Annotated in this window: 12 protein-coding genes and 2 tRNA genes; 4 read left to right on the top strand and 10 right to left on the bottom strand. The window is 48.4% G+C overall.

Annotated features, from left to right (window positions below):
• The first annotated feature begins 27 nt into the window (after positions 1–27).
• Positions 28–438 carry a cupredoxin domain-containing protein gene (locus ABXR35_RS03015; RefSeq protein WP_367055232.1) on the top strand — a complete coding sequence of 137 codons (411 nt, stop codon included), beginning with the start codon at positions 28–30 and terminating at the stop codon, positions 436–438.
• 110 nt (positions 439–548) lie between these two features.
• Here ABXR35_RS03015 and ABXR35_RS03010 read toward each other — a convergent pair whose 3' ends face one another.
• Positions 549–938, bottom strand: a complete 390-nt coding sequence (locus ABXR35_RS03010; RefSeq protein ID WP_367055230.1) for an ArsR/SmtB family transcription factor — start codon at positions 936–938, stop codon at positions 549–551.
• A 250-nt stretch (positions 939–1,188) separates the two neighbouring features.
• Here ABXR35_RS03010 and ABXR35_RS03005 point away from each other — a divergent pair, with 250 nt between their 5' ends.
• Positions 1,189–2,589: an MFS transporter gene (locus ABXR35_RS03005; protein WP_367055227.1), complete on the top strand. Its 1,401-nt coding sequence runs from the start codon at positions 1,189–1,191 to the stop codon at positions 2,587–2,589.
• A 184-nt stretch (positions 2,590–2,773) separates the two neighbouring features.
• Here ABXR35_RS03005 and zapA read toward each other — a convergent pair whose 3' ends face one another.
• The 4 genes from zapA to abc-f form a co-directional block, all read right to left on the bottom strand.
• Positions 2,774–6,430 carry a cell division protein ZapA gene (zapA, locus tag ABXR35_RS03000; RefSeq protein WP_367055225.1) on the bottom strand — a complete coding sequence of 1,219 codons (3,657 nt, stop codon included), beginning with the start codon at positions 6,428–6,430 and terminating at the stop codon, positions 2,774–2,776.
• 389 nt (positions 6,431–6,819) lie between these two features.
• Entirely contained in the window at positions 6,820–9,261 is a 2,442-nt protein-coding gene (gene pheT, locus ABXR35_RS02995) for a phenylalanine--tRNA ligase subunit beta (RefSeq protein WP_367055223.1), read from the bottom strand.
• A 97-nt stretch (positions 9,262–9,358) separates the two neighbouring features.
• On the bottom strand, positions 9,359–10,372 hold the full coding sequence (gene pheS / locus ABXR35_RS02990) for a phenylalanine--tRNA ligase subunit alpha (RefSeq protein ID WP_367061127.1): 1,014 nt from the start codon (positions 10,370–10,372) through the stop codon (positions 9,359–9,361).
• 592 nt (positions 10,373–10,964) lie between these two features.
• Positions 10,965–13,022 (bottom strand): ribosomal protection-like ABC-F family protein, encoded by a 2,058-nt coding sequence (gene abc-f, locus ABXR35_RS02985; RefSeq protein WP_367055220.1) that lies wholly within the window; start codon positions 13,020–13,022, stop codon positions 10,965–10,967.
• 673 nt (positions 13,023–13,695) lie between these two features.
• Here abc-f and ABXR35_RS02980 point away from each other — a divergent pair.
• Positions 13,696–14,049 carry a hypothetical protein gene (locus tag ABXR35_RS02980; RefSeq protein WP_367055217.1) on the top strand — a complete coding sequence of 118 codons (354 nt, stop codon included), beginning with the start codon at positions 13,696–13,698 and terminating at the stop codon, positions 14,047–14,049.
• Between the two features lie 234 nt (positions 14,050–14,283).
• The gene (locus ABXR35_RS02975; protein WP_367055214.1) at positions 14,284–14,883 is read left to right on the top strand and encodes an RBBP9/YdeN family alpha/beta hydrolase; all 600 of its coding nucleotides are present in this window, start codon (positions 14,284–14,286) and stop codon (positions 14,881–14,883) included.
• A gap of 87 nt (positions 14,884–14,970) precedes the next feature.
• On the opposite strand, the gene ABXR35_RS02970 is transcribed toward ABXR35_RS02975, so the two are convergent.
• The 5 genes from ABXR35_RS02970 to ABXR35_RS02950 all read right to left on the bottom strand — a co-directional run bounded on the left by ABXR35_RS02970 (position 14,971) and on the right by ABXR35_RS02950 (position 18,585).
• A complete protein-coding gene (locus ABXR35_RS02970; RefSeq protein ID WP_367055212.1) occupies positions 14,971–15,441 on the bottom strand; it encodes a GAF domain-containing protein in 471 nt (156 codons plus the stop codon).
• A 124-nt stretch (positions 15,442–15,565) separates the two neighbouring features.
• Positions 15,566–15,636 (bottom strand) — tRNA-Gly (locus tag ABXR35_RS02965).
• Positions 15,637–15,642: 6 nt separating this feature from the next.
• Positions 15,643–15,716: transfer RNA gene (locus ABXR35_RS02960), tRNA-Pro, on the bottom strand.
• A gap of 229 nt (positions 15,717–15,945) precedes the next feature.
• Positions 15,946–16,914, bottom strand: coding sequence for an aldolase catalytic domain-containing protein (locus ABXR35_RS02955; RefSeq protein WP_367055209.1), 969 nt, complete (start codon positions 16,912–16,914; stop codon positions 15,946–15,948).
• 216 nt (positions 16,915–17,130) lie between these two features.
• Positions 17,131–18,585, bottom strand: coding sequence for a hypothetical protein (locus ABXR35_RS02950; RefSeq protein WP_367055207.1), 1,455 nt, complete (start codon positions 18,583–18,585; stop codon positions 17,131–17,133).
• Positions 18,586–18,623: the final 38 nt, after the last annotated feature.

Here is an 18,623-nt window from a genome sequence, read left to right as displayed (position 1 = left end):
ATCACTTGATCAGGAGGGAATTCACCCATGAAAAAATATATGCTAATCGGCGTAACTGCTGCCATGCTGCTGCTCACAACAGCCTGCGGCGGACAAGCACAAAACTCATCCGCTGGAACGGGTGTGACCGATACCGGCGTAGCTACATCGGATAATAGCGAAGCCAGTGGAAACCAATTAGTCGTCAAAGCGACCAATTATGCCTTTGACCAAAAAGAATACCATGTCAAAAAAGGCGAACCGATCACCATCGTCTTCCAAAATGAACAGGGTAATCATGGTCTGATGATCCCAGCGCTGAATGTAGATCTAAATTCCAGCAATACCACAGCAACGGTGACTCCACAGCAAGCTGGCGAATTTGATATGGCATGCTCCATCATGTGCGGCTCCGGTCATAGCACAATGGTTGCCAAGCTGATCGTGGACGAAGCCTAAACATTCCTTTTGAATCGTGTAAAAAGGATGATAAAACACGCAGTCGCTCATAGGACGACTGCGTGTTTTTTTGTAATGCTGTGGCATGGATACGATAGCTGTTACAGCACCTATATTTCTTCCTTTGACGGTTGATCTGCTACTTCTGCCGAGACAGTGGTGGACTCATCGGTTGAAGCAGTCAATGAAGTTGCTGTCGCATCATAAGCGGATAGCACCGCATGCAGCACGCCCGGAAACCGTTCATTCAGATCCTCCTCGCGCACGCTCATTAACCGCTGTGTGCCATGACTACGCGTAAATACAACCCCGCTCTCGCGCAGCGTACGCAGATGATGCGACAAGGTCGATTTGGCAACAGGCACTTGAAAAGCATTGCATGGACTCTCGCCCTCACTGCGAATTTGCGAAACAATATGAAGTCGGATCGGATCGCTTAAAGCGTATAATACGGAAGCCAATTCAATTTCATCACGATCTGGATGATATAACACCTTCATGATAACGTCTCCTTTAAAATGGACATACCTCTTCGTTTCCGCATATTCCGGTATAGGATATGGAAGCAGATCACACTATCTACGTTTCTATTCCATTCACAATACCGCTCCTATATCCATATCGACATGTACAATATGAATGATCATCATATACTATTTTCAAATCTCTAATTGAATTTTAAATCACCCCATGCTATATTTCAATTGTTCGATGATATTCGAACAATCATTTCGTACAGGGGGAATCTTGATGTCAACCACTGCAACAACATCTGTTGCTGCTTCCGATACAGACAGCGTCCGTCAGGATCGCCTGCACAAAGAAGGTCTGTTGACCGTACTGCTTGGGGTAGCGGTCGTACTGGCAATTATGAACACATCCATGTTCAATCTCGCGTTGCCCAAAATTACGTCTTATTTTCAACTGACCGATTCGGTCTCTTCCTTGATCGTAACTGGCTATTCGATCATGTTTGCCATTTCTTCTATTACATATAGCCGATTGTCCGACTTTGTGCCGTTGCGACGGCTGCTGGTGATCGGGTTGAGTATTCTCGGCTTGGCTGCGATTGGCGGTCTGTTCAGTAACAGCTTTGCACTGCTGCTGACGATGCGGGTATTGCAGGCGGTCGGTGCCGGGGCAGTCATTTCACTATCGATGGTATTGTTCACCCGCTATATTCCGCTGGAACGACGCGGCAAGGCGATGGCATTCATTATGTCCGCCGTCTCGCTAGGACTCGGCTTAGGTCCGGTGGTCGGCGGAGCGATTGTGGATTATATGGGCTGGCGGTTTTTGTTTCTGATCACAGCGATTAGCTTACTGCTGGTGCCATTGTTTTATCTGTTTTTGCCTAAAGAAATGCCGAAGCGCGGAGTATTTGATACCGCTGGCGCGTTATTTGTGGCGGCGGGAACGAGTGGTATTCTGTTGTTCCTGACCAACCATTCATGGATAGCACTAACGATTGGACTTGTCGGGTTGGCATTGTTCATTCTGCGTATTCGCTTGGCAGCGGAGCCATTTGTACAGCCTGCATTGCTGGCAAATACGTCGTATGTGACACTTTCGCTGGTCGGCATTTTATCGTATCTGTGCAGCTTTGCGACACTATTCCTGATTCCGCAAATTCTAGTGCATCGCTTTGGCTTTAGTGCCAGTCATGCTGGATTTATTATTTTCCCCGGTTCGCTGCTGGCGATTGTCGCTTCACGCAAAATCGGCTCTATTATTGACCAGCATGGCAACTCGTCCATTCTGCGTTATGCACCGTTGATGGTATTGTTCGCGATTGTACTGTTTGCCTTGTTTGCAGGCAATTCGTGGTTATCGATTCTGTTTATTTATTTGCTGAACAGCTTGAGCTTCTCCATGCTGTCGAGCAGTGTATCCAATGAAATCTCGCGCATTTTGCCTGCATCACAGGTAGGTTCAGGTATGGGGCTGTTCCAGCTGATGCAATTTTTTAGCGGTGCATTCAGTGTCGCCTTGGCATCGAGCGCTATGGAATGGCAAAAAGGCTTGTCGCTGTCAGCGGCTTACTCCAATATTTTCTGGGGATTGATGATTATGGCGCTGCTCGCGTTCATCTCCTCGTACGTGTATCTGCGCACGATGCGAATGCTGAATAGCCGTAAACAGCTTGGATAACTTGCGATCTGTACAATGTTTACACAATATTGGATATTCACATACGATTCGCATCATATTCATACGATATAGATTATTCTTTTCCACCTAAAAACGATCAAAAAGAACCGACAGCGATGATTGCTGTCGGTTCTTTTTCGTTTTGACTGTTGGCAATTAGCTATTGGATCATTGTGGTTCGGTTTCAGTTCTGATCCTGTTCAATAAGCTCCATCCACTCATTATGCTCCACCTGTAGCTGTTGATGCTGTTCACGCAGCTGTTGCAGCTCCTGATGGATACGTTCCTTCTCTTGAATCTGGCTTTCGCGCTCTACATTCATAATGCGTAGCTGATGGCTGAGCATTTCGTACTGATCCATCACCTCGCGAGCTTCGCGGCTGTGCTCCTGCTGCGAGTTTTGCAATTGCTCGCATTGACCACGCCATTGCTGCTCACTTGCTTCTAGTTCACGTAGCAGTTCATTTTGCTGTTCCTGACGATCGGTCAATTGCTCCAATCGTCCATTGACCTGTTCCAGCTCCACAGACAGCTTCTGGTTCTGCTGCTCCAATCGCTCGATCTCTTCCATATATCCTTGCTCGTTCAGCACAATCGCCCGATATTCCTCTTCCAGACGATGATGACGCTGGCTCCAGCTATCAATATCTTGCAATGCCTCTTCTAATAGACGCGTTTGCTCCTGCTGGCGAGCAGTCCATTCATCCAGCTGCGAGGTGAGCGTACCTACTTGCTGACGTGCCTGCTCCAATTCGCTCAGCATCTGAGCGGTATCCTGCTCCTGTTGACGAGACAGCTCACGCCACGTTTCCGCTTCTTCGCGCCATTCGCTATTTTCACCGCGTACGACAGTTAATTGTTCTTCCAGCTCGCGAGTCGTTTGCGCCAGCTGTTGTTCTTTGTTCAGCCATTCCGAAGATTGCTCCTCATAGCGCTGCTGTTCATCCGACCATTGCAGACGTACCTGTTCCAGTTCACTGCGAATCTGGGTCACTTCGGTCTCCTGCTGTTGTGACAATTCACGCCATGTATTCAGTTCTTCATTCACCGTGCCATATTCGGCACGCGCACGATTCCATTCGCCGCGCCAGTGATCTGCCTGCTGTTTCAGTTCGGTATACTGCTGCTCCAGCTCATGCTGCTGTTGCTCCAACTCTGCCGTACGTGTCTGCCAGTCCTGTTGCTGCTGCGCATACTGCTGTTCCAGACGTTCCTGCTCTGCCTGTAGACGATCACGTTCCGCCTCATGCTCTGTTTGTAAACGCTGGCTGTTGGCTTCATACTCTGCCTTCCACTCATCACGCTGCTGAGTAAGTGCCGTCAATTCGCTTTGCAGCTCTACAATCTGCTGCTCCTGTTGACCAGATAGCTGCTCCCACGTATCCGATTCCTCGCGTACTTGAGCGGCGGATAGCGTCAATTGCTCCAACTGCTGTTGTAAACGCTCAGTCTGCTCGGTGAGATCATCCCACTCAATATTGAGCAGATTCAGCTGTCCCTGCACCTCTGCCAACTGTTCATCATACAATTGGTTCAACTGCTCCATCTCTGCCTGCAATTCGGTCAATTCATCCTTATGCTGCTCGGATAGGCGTTGCCAATTGCCAGATTCTTCGCGTGTATCGGCAAGCTGACGCTGCTGCTGTTCCAGCTCGGAAGCACGGGCTTGAAGCTGTTGCTCCCACTCGGCAGTGCGATCACGAAGCTGTTGTTCCCATGCAGCGGTACGATCATGCAACTGCTGCTCTAACTCCTCAATGCGAGTCTGTGTCTGCTGTTGCTGCACCGTATATTGTTCTTCCAATTGCTGTTGTTGAGCAAGTAGACGGTCCTTTTCTTCTTGATACTCTGTTTGCAATTGTTGACGCTCGGCTTCGTATTGACTATGCAGCTGTTGTTGCTGCTGACCACGTTGTTCCAGCTCGGACTGCAATTCTGCAATCTGCTGCTCCTGCTGACCGGACAGCTGCTCCCATGTATCGGATTCCTCACGGAATTGCTCGGCAGTCTGCTGAGATTCCACCAATTCGCTATTCCGTTCATTCAACTGCTGCTGCAATTGCTGCTGTTGCTCATTCGTAGCGGCAAGGCGCTGCTCTAGCTCGCCAACCTGCTGCTCATGCTGCGCAATCAGCTGCTGTTGCACATCCTGACTATGCTGCTCCAGTTCGGCATGACGGTTTTGCCACGATTCCAGCTCAACCCACACTTGATCATGCTCGCTACGTAAGCTCTCCAACTGCGGCTTCAGTCGTGCATTTTCCTCATGGGCAGCTGTGAGAGTAATCTGCGTTTCTTCCAATTGAGCCAATAATTGCTGACGTTGCTGCTCTAGCTCGCTATGGCTGCTTTGTGACGATTCCAGCTCGCTGCGCCATTGATCTGCCTGCTGTTGCAGTTGTTCCAATTGCTGACTGCCTTCATTCCATTGCTGCTCCAGCTCACGGTAACGCTGTTCGAGTTCCGCATGACGATCCTGCCACGAGCCTAGCTCCGTCCATACTTGACCATTTTCCTCACGCAGCTCATCCAGCTTGCCCGTTTGCTCGTTAAAGCGCTGTACGGTTTGCTGTTGCTGTTGCTCCAATTCGTCATAGCGACCCTGCAAGGTTTCCAGCTGTGGCTTCAGCGTTTCGTTCTCTTCGTGTGCCGCTGCCAAGCTAGAAAGGGTATCCTCTAGCTCACGCGCCGATTGCTGCTGCTGTGTCTGTAATTGCTCATGACGCTGTTGCAACTGCTCCCATTCTCCACGCTGCTGCTCATTGGCATGACGCAGTGTTTCCAATTGCGTCGCTTGTTCTTCCAGCTGTTGACGCGCTTCGGTATCGCTTTGCTGCAATTGACTGTACGCATCCTGCAATACAACCCATTCCTGCCGACGCTCTTCCAGCTGCTGCTCCAATTGCTCCAACTGATTGCCGCGTTCCTTCAATTGCTGCTCCAATTGATCATGCAGCTGCTGTAGAGTTTGGTGTTCGTCTCGCAATTGCTGCAATTCGCTATCCTGCTGCTGGGACAATTCACGCCATGTCTCTGCTTCCTCCTGCGCCTGCTGCCATTGCTCCTGTACCTTCCCGTGCTGCTGACGCAATTCGTCCAGCTGCGCATGGGTAAAATCGTTATCTTCCTCCAATTCGATCACACGTTGCTGCGCCGTATCATGTTCCTGTTGCAGCGTATGGATATTCTCTTCCAATTCCTCTGTACGCATACGGTACATTTCTTCATTTTCGGTGGACTGCATCAAATCAAGCTGTAGCCCTTCTACCGTTTGCTTCATATTTTGTTCCAAATTGTTATACTGATCTTTCAACGCATCGATTCGAGCGGCGGACTTGTCCAACTCGTCCTGCAATTGGACACCAGTTTGTCGATAATCAGCATTTTGCTGCTCCAGCTTGGTGTTCGTTTGCTGCGCTGTAGTTAGTTTGGTTTGCGCTTGCTCCAATTCATTACGGGATTGCTTCAGCTCGCCGTCCAACAGCTTCTGCTGCTCTTGTCGCTGCGTATTCTCCTCTTGCAGCTTGTGAATGACATCCTGCTGCTTGAGCTGTACCTCTTGCAGACGCTCCAATTCCTGCTGCAACGATTGGCGTTCGCTCTCTACCTGATCTAAGCGCGCGCGCTCCTCATTCGCCTGAATCGCTTCCTCCGCCATATGTACTGCAGACAAAATGGCTAGCTTCGTGGTGTCGAGATGATCATGTGCCTGCGCAATCTGATTCATATGCCCATCTACATACTGGGCTACGCTTTTCATATAATCGGCACTGCTGCCAACCAGCTTGTACGACTTTCCGTAAATATTCACACTGACTTTGATTCGATCGGGTGTCGTCACAGTCGTGCCCTCCTTTGTTTCATTTCATCTATTCGGTGCATCATTATGTCGTTCATAAGCACAAAATGTTGACGAAGCTCAAGCCGGATCGTCAACATTTTGCATATTCTCGGTCTGCGCACCATATCATACAAGATGCCATTTCGGCATTCTACATAGCGGAGCGCACCGGGTTCCAAGTATAAGCATACACAGGCGCATGAGAATATCACGCCTGTCGTCATCTTTTATCCTGACCTTATTGTACAAAATGTTCTTCTGTCTATTCTAGTGCTGGTTGAACAAAAAAGCCACATCGACGTCTATTTCGATGTGGCTCCATGGAATTCCTGCTACTTGCACAATAGGAATCATGTTCTATTAAATTGAAAATCAGTGATGCAGTGCAATTACTTACGCAGCTCTGCGCCGAATTGCTCCGCCAGCTGTGCCAGTACTTTATCATGCACACCAGTAACTTCTTCATCGGTTAGTGTATGCTCGGCATGACGGTAAACGAGAGCAATCGCAACGCTCTTCTTATCCGCGCCTAAACGTTCGCCTTTGAACACGTCGAATACGTGTACCGATGTCAGCAGCTCACCCGCCGTTTCGCGGATGGAAGCAGTCAGATCACCTGCCGGAACAGCATCGTCCACTACAACAGCAATATCGCGCTGTACGGATGGGTAACGTGGCAATTCGCTGTATGTGATTTGAGTCGATGTATGCTCATACAGCGGTGTCAGTTCGATCTCTGCTACATACGTTTCATCCAGATCTGCTTCGCGTTGAATGTCTGGGTGAATCTGACCGATGGTACCGATTCGCAGCTCGCGTGAGCCAACAGTCAGGTATACCGATGCGGAACGACCCGGATGGTATCCTTCTGGCTGGTCAGCTTTGTACGTGATCGAAGGCTGAATTCCCAGATAGCTGAATACACCTTCCAATGCACCTTTAATATCGAAGAAATCGACACGGTCAGAGCCAGTATTCCACTGTGCAGGCTGACGACGTCCAGTCAGCAGCAGACCGAGCAGCGGCACTTCATGCGGCTGACGGGTCAGCTTTTCCTCTTCGCTGAAGAATGCCATGCCGATCTCGAACAGTGCTAAGTTTTCTTGCTTGCGGTTACGGTTGTACGAAGCGATTTCCAGCAATTGCGAAACGAGACCCGTACGCAGCACACTACGCTCTTCGCTCATAGGCATCGCCAGCGCTACATCATGATGATTGCCGCGCAGCTGCGGGAAACGTTTGTTTTTGTCAGGATGTGTGAACGAGTAGCTGATCACTTCCTGATACCCACCGTGTACGAGCAGATGGCGAACCGTACGACGCAGACGTTGTGGTGCAGTCAATGCGCCTGGCGTCGTTGCGCCCTCGATTGGCGTTGTCGGGATATTATCGTAGCCATACAGACGCGCCACTTCTTCGATCAGATCCACATCACGCTGAATATCGCCGCGACGAGTCGGTACACGAACCTCGATCAGATCCTGTGCCACATCGCCGCAAGGGAATTGCAGACGACCGAAGATGATTTTCACTTCCAGCAGCGACAGCTCAGTACCGAGATAACGGTTCAGCTTGCTCAGTGACAGCTGCAATGTTTTCTCTTCTGGCTGAGATACAACCTGCTCAACGACACCTTCGTGAATCATGCCGTGTGCGTAACGTACGATCAGTTCCGCAGCACGATTCAGCGCTGGTACAACCGCAGCAGGATCAACTTCTTTTTCAAAACGAAGACTCGCTTCGGAACGTAGACCGAGACGACGGGACGTTTTACGCACGGTACCGCCATCAAAGCGTGCTGATTCCAGCAAAATGTTAACCGTTTCACCAGTCACTTCGCTATCCGCTCCGCCCATCACCCCAGCAAGACCTACTGCTTTGCCACCACTAGCGATGACCAGCATGCGCTCATCCAGCTTACGCTCCTGATCGTCTAGTGTTTTCAAAGTTTCGCCTTCACGACCCATACGTACTTCGATGGCGCCACTGTTCAGCTTATCTGCATCGTAAGCGTGCAATGGTTGACCGTATTCCAGCATCACGAAGTTGGTGATGTCGACCACATTGTTGATTGGACGCACACCAGCAGCAATCAGACGATTTTGCAGCCACAGCGGCGATGTACCGATCTGGATGCCGCTAATGTAACGTGCGGAAAAGTGACTGCACGCTTCTTCTGCTTCAATAGATACGGAAATGTGGTTGGCAGCGGAATCTCCACCTTCGACCGGATTTACTTCTGGCAGTTTCACATCGCGACCAAGAATGGCGCCCACTTCATAGGCTGCACCAATCATGCTCAAGCAGTCGGAACGGTTTGGTGTCAGATCGAAATCAAGAATTTGGTCATTCAAGCCTAGCAGATCCGTAATTGGCGTACCAATTTCGGTTTGCTCTGGCAGTACGAGAATGCCTTCCTGTTGTTCTTTTGGCAGCAACTTATCGTTAATCCCCAGCTCTTTCGCGGAGCAGATCATGCCCTGCGACAATACACCGCGCAGCTTGGCTTTTTTGATATGCAGATCGCCCGGCAGCTTGGCGCCGACAAGAGCAACCGGTACCTTTTGACCAGCATCGACGTTTTTAGCACCACAAACGATTTGCAGGTCTTCGCCTTGTCCCGCATCAATGGTACATACGTTCAACTTATCTGCATCTGGGTGTTTTTCCTTATGTTTTACATAGCCGACAACGACGCTGGTAATGCCCTGATTACGGCTCTCTACGCTATCGATCTCAATCCCTGCACGAGTAATTTGCTCAGCCAGATCTTCTGGATTAACGCCTTCCAGCGACACATACTGAGACAGCCATTCGGTTGATACTTTCACAGTCCGTTCACTCCTTTTACCTTCAATAATATCTGGTACTACATCGTATAGTGGATGCTTTATGACTTACAATGGATCACATTCCTCGTGAACCATATCAAATACGGGAGAATTGCTCCAAGAAACGCATATCGTTGCTGTAGAAATGACGAATATCGTCGATACCGTATTTCAGAATCGCGATGCGCTCTACGCCCATACCGAAGGCGAAGCCGCTGTACACTTCAGGATCAAAGCCGCCCATTTCCAGTACTTTCGGATGCACCATACCGCAACCCAGAATCTCGATCCAGATACGCTCACCATTTTTCTTCGTAAAGGTCACATCGACCTCAACGCTTGGCTCGGTGAATGGGAAGAAGCTTGGACGCAAACGAATCTCGGTTTGTTCGCCGAACATTTCGCGTGCGAATTGCAGCAAGGTTCCTTTCAGGTCACTCATGCGGATGCCTTTGTCGATCACCAGACCTTCGATCTGGTGGAACTGGAAGGAGTGGGTCGCATCGTCATCATCGCGGCGGTATACAGCGCCCGGACAGATAACCTTCAGTGGAGCCTGTCCTTTGGCATTTTCCATCGCCCGAATCTGGATTGGCGATGTTTGCGTACGCATCAGCAGGTCCTCAGTCAGATAGAACGAATCCTGCATATCGCGTGCCGGATGGTTTTGCGGTAGATTCAGCGCTTCAAAGTTATAATAATCCGTCTCAACCTGCGGACCTTCTGCTACACGATAACCCATGCCGAGGAAAATATCTTCCAGCTCCTCGATGACCTTGTTCAGCGGGTGGATACCACCTTGAGACAACGGGCGACCCGGCAGCGTTACGTCGACTTTTTCATTTTGTAGACGGGCATTCGTTTCTTCACGTACAAAATGCGCTTGCTTGCGGTTGATCACTTCCTCGATTGCTTCGCGCACTTCATTGGCTACCTGACCAACGACTGGACGTTCCTCCGCACTCAGCTTACCCATACCGCGCAAAATCTCGGTCAATGCACTCTTTTTACCAGAATATTTGACGCGCAGATCGTCTAGCTCCTTGGGGGTGCCGACTGTTTCCAATACGTCCAGCGCTTCTGTTTTTAGCGCCAGCAATTGCTCTTTCATTTGAACCGTTTCGCTCATTGTAAATTCCCCTTTCTGCCTGTTTGTACATATTTGCCGATCTGTTATAGCAACGAAATCAACAAAAAAAGGCCTTTTCTCCCGTAAGGGACGAAAAGACCGTGGTACCACCCTTGTTAGAAATAAGTCGGTTCTGCTACAACCATACACCCAATCATAAATGATGGATCATGACGGTAAGCTACCTTTCTGTCCTAATGACGTTCCATTATGCATATTGCAGTAATGTAACTCTATTCCACTGGACAAAGCACTTATTTCTCGCTCAATAACGACAGTAACGGATCGTCAGACCGGCTTTCCCTACTGAAATCCAATGTCATACCTTCAGCCAAAAGACAGAGGCAGTGACAACGAATCGTTCAGGCAGCTGCTCCAGAGTGAATTTCGGCAGTGCGTTCCCTCAAAAATGCTCTCAATCCATGGCATTTTCTCCCTGTAGGGCGATGCTGCGTACTTGTCTCCATCGTTGCAGATGATTCATGTGTATTCATGTGTTGGAAAACGTTTATCGCTATATCGATATTCCGATATGCGATGATACCATTCATTGTACAAACTTCAATGCCAGTCGTCAACGATTGTTATGCAATTTGTAGCGTTCCAATTCATTGCGGAGCTGACGAATTTCGCTCCATAGCCGTTGTTCGGCATTTGGTATGGTTTCTGTTGTGAATTTTTCATCTATTGATTTTTGTTTATCATTTCCATTCTGATCTTGTGCCAATTCATGAGAACCGTCACGATTCTGGTCAGCAGAATGAAGGTGTGTTGCGTTATCGTTCACCTGCTGTCCATTCTCCGTAGCCGCCATTAGCTGTGATAATCGCAATTCCAGCAGCATCCGGCGCTCATCTGCCTCGCGTCCACCAGATTGCTCCTGCTGTCTGAGCCGCTGCTGAAACTGCTCGTATTCCTCCATACTGCCTTCAAACACTTCATGTTGCCCATGACCGTCTAGCAGCAGCAGTGTATTCGCCAGTCGCCGAACCAGCATCCGATCATGCGATACAAGTACAATCGTGCCGCTAAAGCTGCTCAGCACCGACTCAATGACCTCCTGCGCAGCGATATCCAGATAGTTGGTCGGCTCGTCCAATATCAGCAAGTTCGCACCGCCAAAATACAACCGAATCAGCGCCGCACGGCACTTCTCGCCCATACTGAGCTGCCCAATCACCTTATGCACATCTTCACGTCGGAACAAAAAGCAGCCAAGAATCGTCTGCGCTTCGGTACGGGTCATCCCCGGCAATACAAGCAGACTATCTAGCAAGGTCATATCCAGCGGCAAATCCTCAAGCTCCTGCGAGAAATAACCGATCTGTAGCGCCGGATGAGTATACACCACGCCTTCCTTCGGTTCCAGCGATCCCATCAATATCCGCAGCAATGTCGTTTTGCCGCTGCCGTTAGGTCCTGTGACTGCAAGTCGATCTCCCCGATGAAGCGATAGATGCAGATGCTGTAGCAAGGGTTCGTGGGGCTTGGTTAAGTGTCCTATTGCTGGATTCCGCTCTCCATAATCAAACGATACATCGCGCAATTCCAATAGCGTATGCCCACGAAACTCACTAGATTCCAGTTGAAAATTCAATCGATCTGCTTCGCGTGGCTTGTCTACACGTACTGCTTCCAGCCGCTCCATTTCCTTTTGCTTGGCATGATAGCGCGAAATGTTCTTCTTCGCTTTTGCTTTATAAAAGCTGGCTGTAATCTTCACTTCGTTTTGCTTGCCTGCGGCGGCGTGCGCTTTGTCAAACCATTCCTTGTACCGACGAATGGACTCCTCTAGTGCTTTGCGCTGCTGCTCCTGCTTTTTGTATAGTGCCTGTTGCGCCTGCAACTCGCGCTCCTTGTGCTCCCGATAATCGCGATAGCCGCCTTTGTAGACGGTCATGCCTTGCGGCGTCAATTCCGCCACCGACGTTGCCAAACGATCGACAAATTCGCGGTCATGACTGACAAATAGCAGCGCACCGGTATATTGTCGCAATCGCTTTTCCAGCCATTCCATCGTTTCCACGTCAAGGTGGTTGGTCGGTTCGTCAAGAATAAGCAGTCGTGTATCGCGCGTTAGTACCGCTGCTAATCGCACACGCGTCTTCTGCCCACCGCTGAGACTGCCATACGGCGCTGTCCAGAGCTGACTGTCGATACCGAGTGTGGTCAACTGCTTCTCCACCTCAGTTTCCCATACAAAGCCATCCAGCTGCTCATATTGCTCTAACCGCTGACTGTATTGCGCCAGCAGCTCATTCACACCCTGCTCATCAGCTTGCCATCTATCGTCACTTAGCGCCGCTTCGTCCTGATCCAATTGTCTGCGCAGGCTCCACAATTCGCTTTTGCCTTGTCGCGCCATCTCTAGCACAGTCATGCCTTCCGTCTGTTCCTGATCATCCTGCTGACGCATCCAATCCCAATATTGTAATGGCAAAAAGCGCTCTATTTCGCCCTCGGTCACATGCTCCTCGCCCATCAGCATGCGGATCAGTGTCGTTTTGCCGCTGCCGTTTACACCGATTAGCGCCAGTCGTTCATCACTCTCAATTTGCAGATTCACCTGCTCAAAAATCATTTTGCCATTCCAGTCTTTTGCCAGATTACGTACTTTCACCCATGTGGTCATATTCATCATCCTTCCGTATTGCATAGCGATGTGTAGAAAACATAAAAAAACCGCGACAGCAGCTGCTGCGCGATTTGCAAACGGAAGGTTAGCGTATATTCGCTCCCAATATGTGATTCAGCAAGAATAGGACAAGTTGGTCAACTCGCTATGTCACCATGAGGATACGACTATACTAGACAGCACCAATACTGCCCTGTAATCGACATCTCATACAGATATAGCTACGTTTATCCCATGATTCTACCCACCTTCTGCAATAGGTATCCCATACAGCTCCATTCTGTGCTGTATGCTTACTTATCGCATCTTGGTAGCGCCCAGTGTTGCATACTATCGGCGCGCTAGGGTTGAAAGAGATATGCTAGTAATCCATTGTCCTTATTGATGAAAAAACACATACGAATCCCGTTGCAATCGCCGCAAATAGCTGACTGCCTGTACTTATCCATACAGTTAATGGGGACATTCGTATTGTTACTTCATTAGACAAATGGTTACCTCTCTTTTCTTCAAGTTGATCGGCTCTGTATATAACCGACAGTGCCATTGTAGCAGAAAAGGAAATTCATGCCAACACTTTTGAACAAATTGGTGGAACGTTGTCGCTCCATTAGAGATCATGCTAGAATGTGATCGATATGAGCAAGCATCCATGTTAAGGAGGGATATTATGAAAAAAAGTCTGTTAATTGCTATGACCATATTGCTGACAGCATGTAGCAAGACAAGCGACAATCTTCAAACCGAATCCGATCCTCAGCTGCATTCTCTACCCATCCCTGCCGCTTCGTTTATTACTTCACAGCCCGCAAGCTGTAAGGATGTACGCTGTTACAATCTGAATGTTAGCGCGGACAACTTAAAAAGTCAGTATGTACTGTCACTCCTGGACGCTGGCTGGACTGTGAATAGTATAGAGAGCACCAAAGTTCTGCAAGCCACCAAAGATCAAGTGCAATATCTGATTTTCCTGAGCAAATCGAATCAAGAGAATGCTAGTACATTGACAATACGTGCTCAATAGTTACGGGAATTGAGCAATGGATACTGGCAATTATAAGCAGGTCATCGTAAGCCTATCACCATAAACAATAATGATTAAGAACATCTAAGCTTCGGTGACAATGCCAACTTAAACCCGAAATCAAATAAAGCCTGCAACCTAGACAGATAAAAGGATTTGTTTATATAATTTAAAAATATTTACATATGGCTGTGAGTTGCCATCGACTTTTACATAAAGGAGCTGCATCATTATATGAGTACAAGTTATCTTTTGCTACACGGATTGGGTGGTAGCGGACCGGAGCATTGGCAAACATGGTTATCCGCTCAATTGACCGAGCGCGGCGAACGTGTATATTATCCACAGTTTCCAAATCATGATGAGCCATCGCTTGCGATCTGGCTACAGGAATTGAGCGAGCTAATGGATGCCATTCCACAGGACGAAGAATTAATCGTGATCACGCACAGCTTGGGCTGTATTCTCTGGTTCCATTATGCAGCGACCTTACCTACGCGACGCGTGAAACAAGCGATTATCGTTGCTCCGCCGTCCGCTCAGATTCAATTGCCGGAGATTCAGGAATTTTTCCCGCCTCCACATCCAGAGCGTTTGAAGCTTGCTGCGGATGCGACATTGATTGTTCAATCATCCAATGATCCATTTTGCGAGCTGAGTAATACGTTGTTTTATGCAGAAATTGGCGTTCCTAGTATCATGTTACCAGATATGGGACATATCAACACTGCTTCTGGGCACGGACCGTGGCCATTCATTCTCCATCTGGCATTAACTGGAACGATTCCGTTTGCTACCAGCGAAGTTTCCATCTCGGCATCTGTGACGGACTGAACCATACCGCACATCAAGCCAAATCATCAGCGGCACTGTTGACCTCAACATATGTCAACTGCCGCTATTACTCATGTCACAATCAGATTAACGTACCAGAGGCGAATCCATCTGATGCTGCAACTCAGTTACATGACTCATCAGAATCGCCATCGAATACATGGACTGTACCTCAGCTTTGGAGAAAATATAGCCTGGGCTGTGCATCGCACAGATTGTGCCTACAATTTCACCATTCCGTAGATTGACCGGAAATCCGATAAACGAGTGATCACCCATCGTCTCCGTTACTGGCATCATACAAGTAGACGGATGTTCACTGGTATGAGCTACATAAGCAGCCTTGCCAGAAATTAATCCGCAGTATGTATCTTGAAGCGGCAGTTCCAATCCTTCATTTACTAGTACTTCCTCACGGTTGAACACACGCAGGATACGATTTGTCTTCCCATCGTTGCTGGCAATAAACACTGTATTCACGGTCAGCACATTGCTCAACACTTCAATGACATGATCAGCGGCCTCCAATTCATCTGTAAAAAAAGAATAATTCTCCATAATTCATCTTTCTCCTGTCCCCAATTCGCACCAGGCGATTTTATAGTATTATCTACGTCTTACCCAAAAACAAATGCGCCGTAAACCTAAAATGGGTCTACGGCGCATTTATTTAATTATAAAAAGCGGGTGATGGGAATCGAACCCACGCTACCAGCTTGGAAGGCTGGAGTTCTACCATTGAACTACACCCGCACACAATCGGGATGACACGATTTGAACATGCGACCCCCTGGTCCCAAACCAGGTGCTCTACCAAGCTGAGCTACATCCCGTTACAATGATCATTTTGTTGTAGGTCACAACGATGAGTATACTATAGTTCAAACGATTCGGCAAGCAAGTGCTGCACAGTTTGGGATGGTCCACCCTTGGATCATATCTATCTTTTGCCAATATAAAAACAAATCGGAGCGTGAAACAGCCACGTCATCCGATTTGTTTATTTGTGATTATATTCATTATACGTTGTAGCCTGTATACGCTATAGCGAGCGATTCCTGCTTAGTTTTTGGAAGAGGAATCAAAGCTTACTTCTGGCGTAGTCAGCTTATCATAGAAATCGACCGAGTTATCTTTATCATCGGAAGCACGCAGCGCCATTGCTGAACGCGGATGCTCATCCAGCGTACCAGTCACCATGTAAGGAATGAGGTAACCCCACTCTTCTTTTTCACGCAGCTTGATCATGTGCTTGTCGATCATTTCCAGCACCGGACGCAGGGTGTATTTGGTGTTTTTCAGATGGGTAACGAGCAATTCGGTTGGGCAGTTGCCCGCCGCACGACCCATGCCGTATACCGAAGCATCCAACAACTCAACACCATTTTCCGCAGCAACCAGTGTGTTAGAGAAGGCAAGCTGCATATTGTTGTGGGTATGTACACCCAGACGTTTGTTAGGCAGGTGGGTTTTGAATTTCTCCACCAGATAGATGAAGTCTTTGTAATCTAGACTACCGTAGCTGTCTACGATGTAAACTACATCCACAACGCTTTCACGGATCAGTTCAAATGCTTCAATCAGTTCATTTTCCATAACATTGGACAATGCCATAATGTTCAGCGTCGTTTCGTAACCGCGATCATGGAATGTTTGTACCAATTGCAGCGCTTTGTCTACATCTTTGATATAACAAGCGACACGGATCAGGTCGAGCAGACTGTCTTCGCGCGGCAGAATATCATTCTCATCGACACGACCGATATCCACTAGTGCGGACAGCTTCGTATGCCCTTTGTGAGGAATCACTTCACGCAGAAACTCATCATCCAGAAAACGCCAAGGACCTGCACTTTCGGCACCTTTCAGCAGTTTCGGGGAGTTTTTGTAGCCAATTTCCATATAATCGACATTGGCTTCGTTCAGTTTATTATACAAATCCTGTACAAATTCTACGCTGAAGTCCCAGTTATTCACCAGACCTCCGTCGCGGATTGTGCAGTCTACAATTTTACAAGGATTGAGTTTCATCGTTAATCTCCTCTCGGACTTTTCATTCTATACATGATACTGTACGTCAAATTCAATGTAAAGAAATTTTCTAACATGCTTTAACGCATCAATCGGTTACAGTCACTTACAACCTATGATAGCCTCTGACGCGCCTCATGTCCAGCCCCGAAAGGGAAATAGACCACAAACGATCATCATCCTTCACAACATTGTCATGAAAATGAGAGGAATTGCTTATTTCGGCAACTGTTTGTTCTGCTGCTCCCATTCCTCTACCTCTTGCATAGCAACTGGTTTCTCATCATAGCGAGCACGATTGTACAGCGCGATCAGCTGGCGAATAGATGTGGCAGAAGGAGAAGATGAAGCAGATGAAGTACCATGAGATAACGCCTTATTTTCTGTATGGTTGGAAGGAGTAGATATAGACTGCTGTTGATCTGAGCGATCATATTCATATTTGGCAATTCGATCTGGTATGCCCGTTCCCTGCTCAGTTCTCGCGGTAGGCTCTAGCTGCCGACCCACTTCTAGTGGGGTCGCTGACGGCGCAACCTGTACTCCTTTTCGTTGTGCACGACGCAGCAATTCACGGTAATGATAACGGATACGTGCCGCTGGATCGTCCGGCAAGCGACGATTGGCGAACAGACGACGCTTTTGCTTGTTGTGCGTAGGTTGAATGGCTTCTAGCTCGTCAATATAGGCATCAGCAGATTGTGCCGAGTGGTTATGATCCATTGGCTCCCATAGCGCGAGCAACCAGCGATAGAGACGCGGAGCATATTTGCGAATCAAACGAAACAATAGCCAGCCCAGCCAACCGACAAAGGCACTTCCTGCGAGCAGCATGGCAATCTGAGCGATTTTTTGAATCCAGAATGGGTTCATGCTATGATCTTCACTTTGCGGCAAAAACAATGGCTCTTGCGGCGGCGGAGTGTAATTGGGCTGAACCGTCTGGGGTGGCGGCACACTGGCTGGTGTCAGCATGCCTAGCAGTGATTGCCATACACTCCATAACCACGCGGATATCTGATTACTGCCTCCAATCAGAGCAATAATCACTACAGCCAACCAGATCCAGCGACGACTGCGTGATATTACAGCTCGCAGCGCTGCCAGTGAGAAGCCTTCATCCAGCGAAATATAGTCAATTTGCTGCGCTCCAAACCGGAACAATAGGGAAAATAACATACATGCACCTGCTGCATACAAGGTGCCTCGTACATCATATAACCCTTCGCTGCGTCCAGCAGCTATGTATACAACCCATGTCAATCCTAGGGCAATGAGCTGAATGCGAATCGGAAATAGCATATCCCAAGATCCTGTCATCAGCATTCGACCACGCAGTAAGCCACCGACCATCAATATAATAGATACGATCCAATGTAGCGTCGTTCCGTTGTATTGTAGCAGCATATACAGTGATCCAGCGGCAAGCAGCACATAGATGAACCAGATAGTGACAGAGCCGATCCGGGATTGTTGATTTTCATTTCCAGTACCGTTCCAGCCACTGCCTATACCGGCACAGCTTAACAACAACAGCGACCACATCCACGGCTGTCCGGTGTGAAGCCAATATCCATCCAACAGCACGAGAATAGGATATATTGCGATAGCTTCGACCAATATACGCATGAAGTGAATAATCAGATACGTAGGAGAAAGCTGATTGGGCATATCCACCCTCCTTTCCATTGATGTTTGTTACATCTACA

Source organism: Paenibacillus sp. JQZ6Y-1, from assembly GCF_040719145.1.
GTDB lineage: Bacteria > Bacillota > Bacilli > Paenibacillales > Paenibacillaceae > Saccharibacillus > Saccharibacillus kandeliae.
The sequence above is the reverse complement of the archived record's forward strand: the minus strand, read 5'-3'. Positions and strand labels throughout refer to the sequence as shown.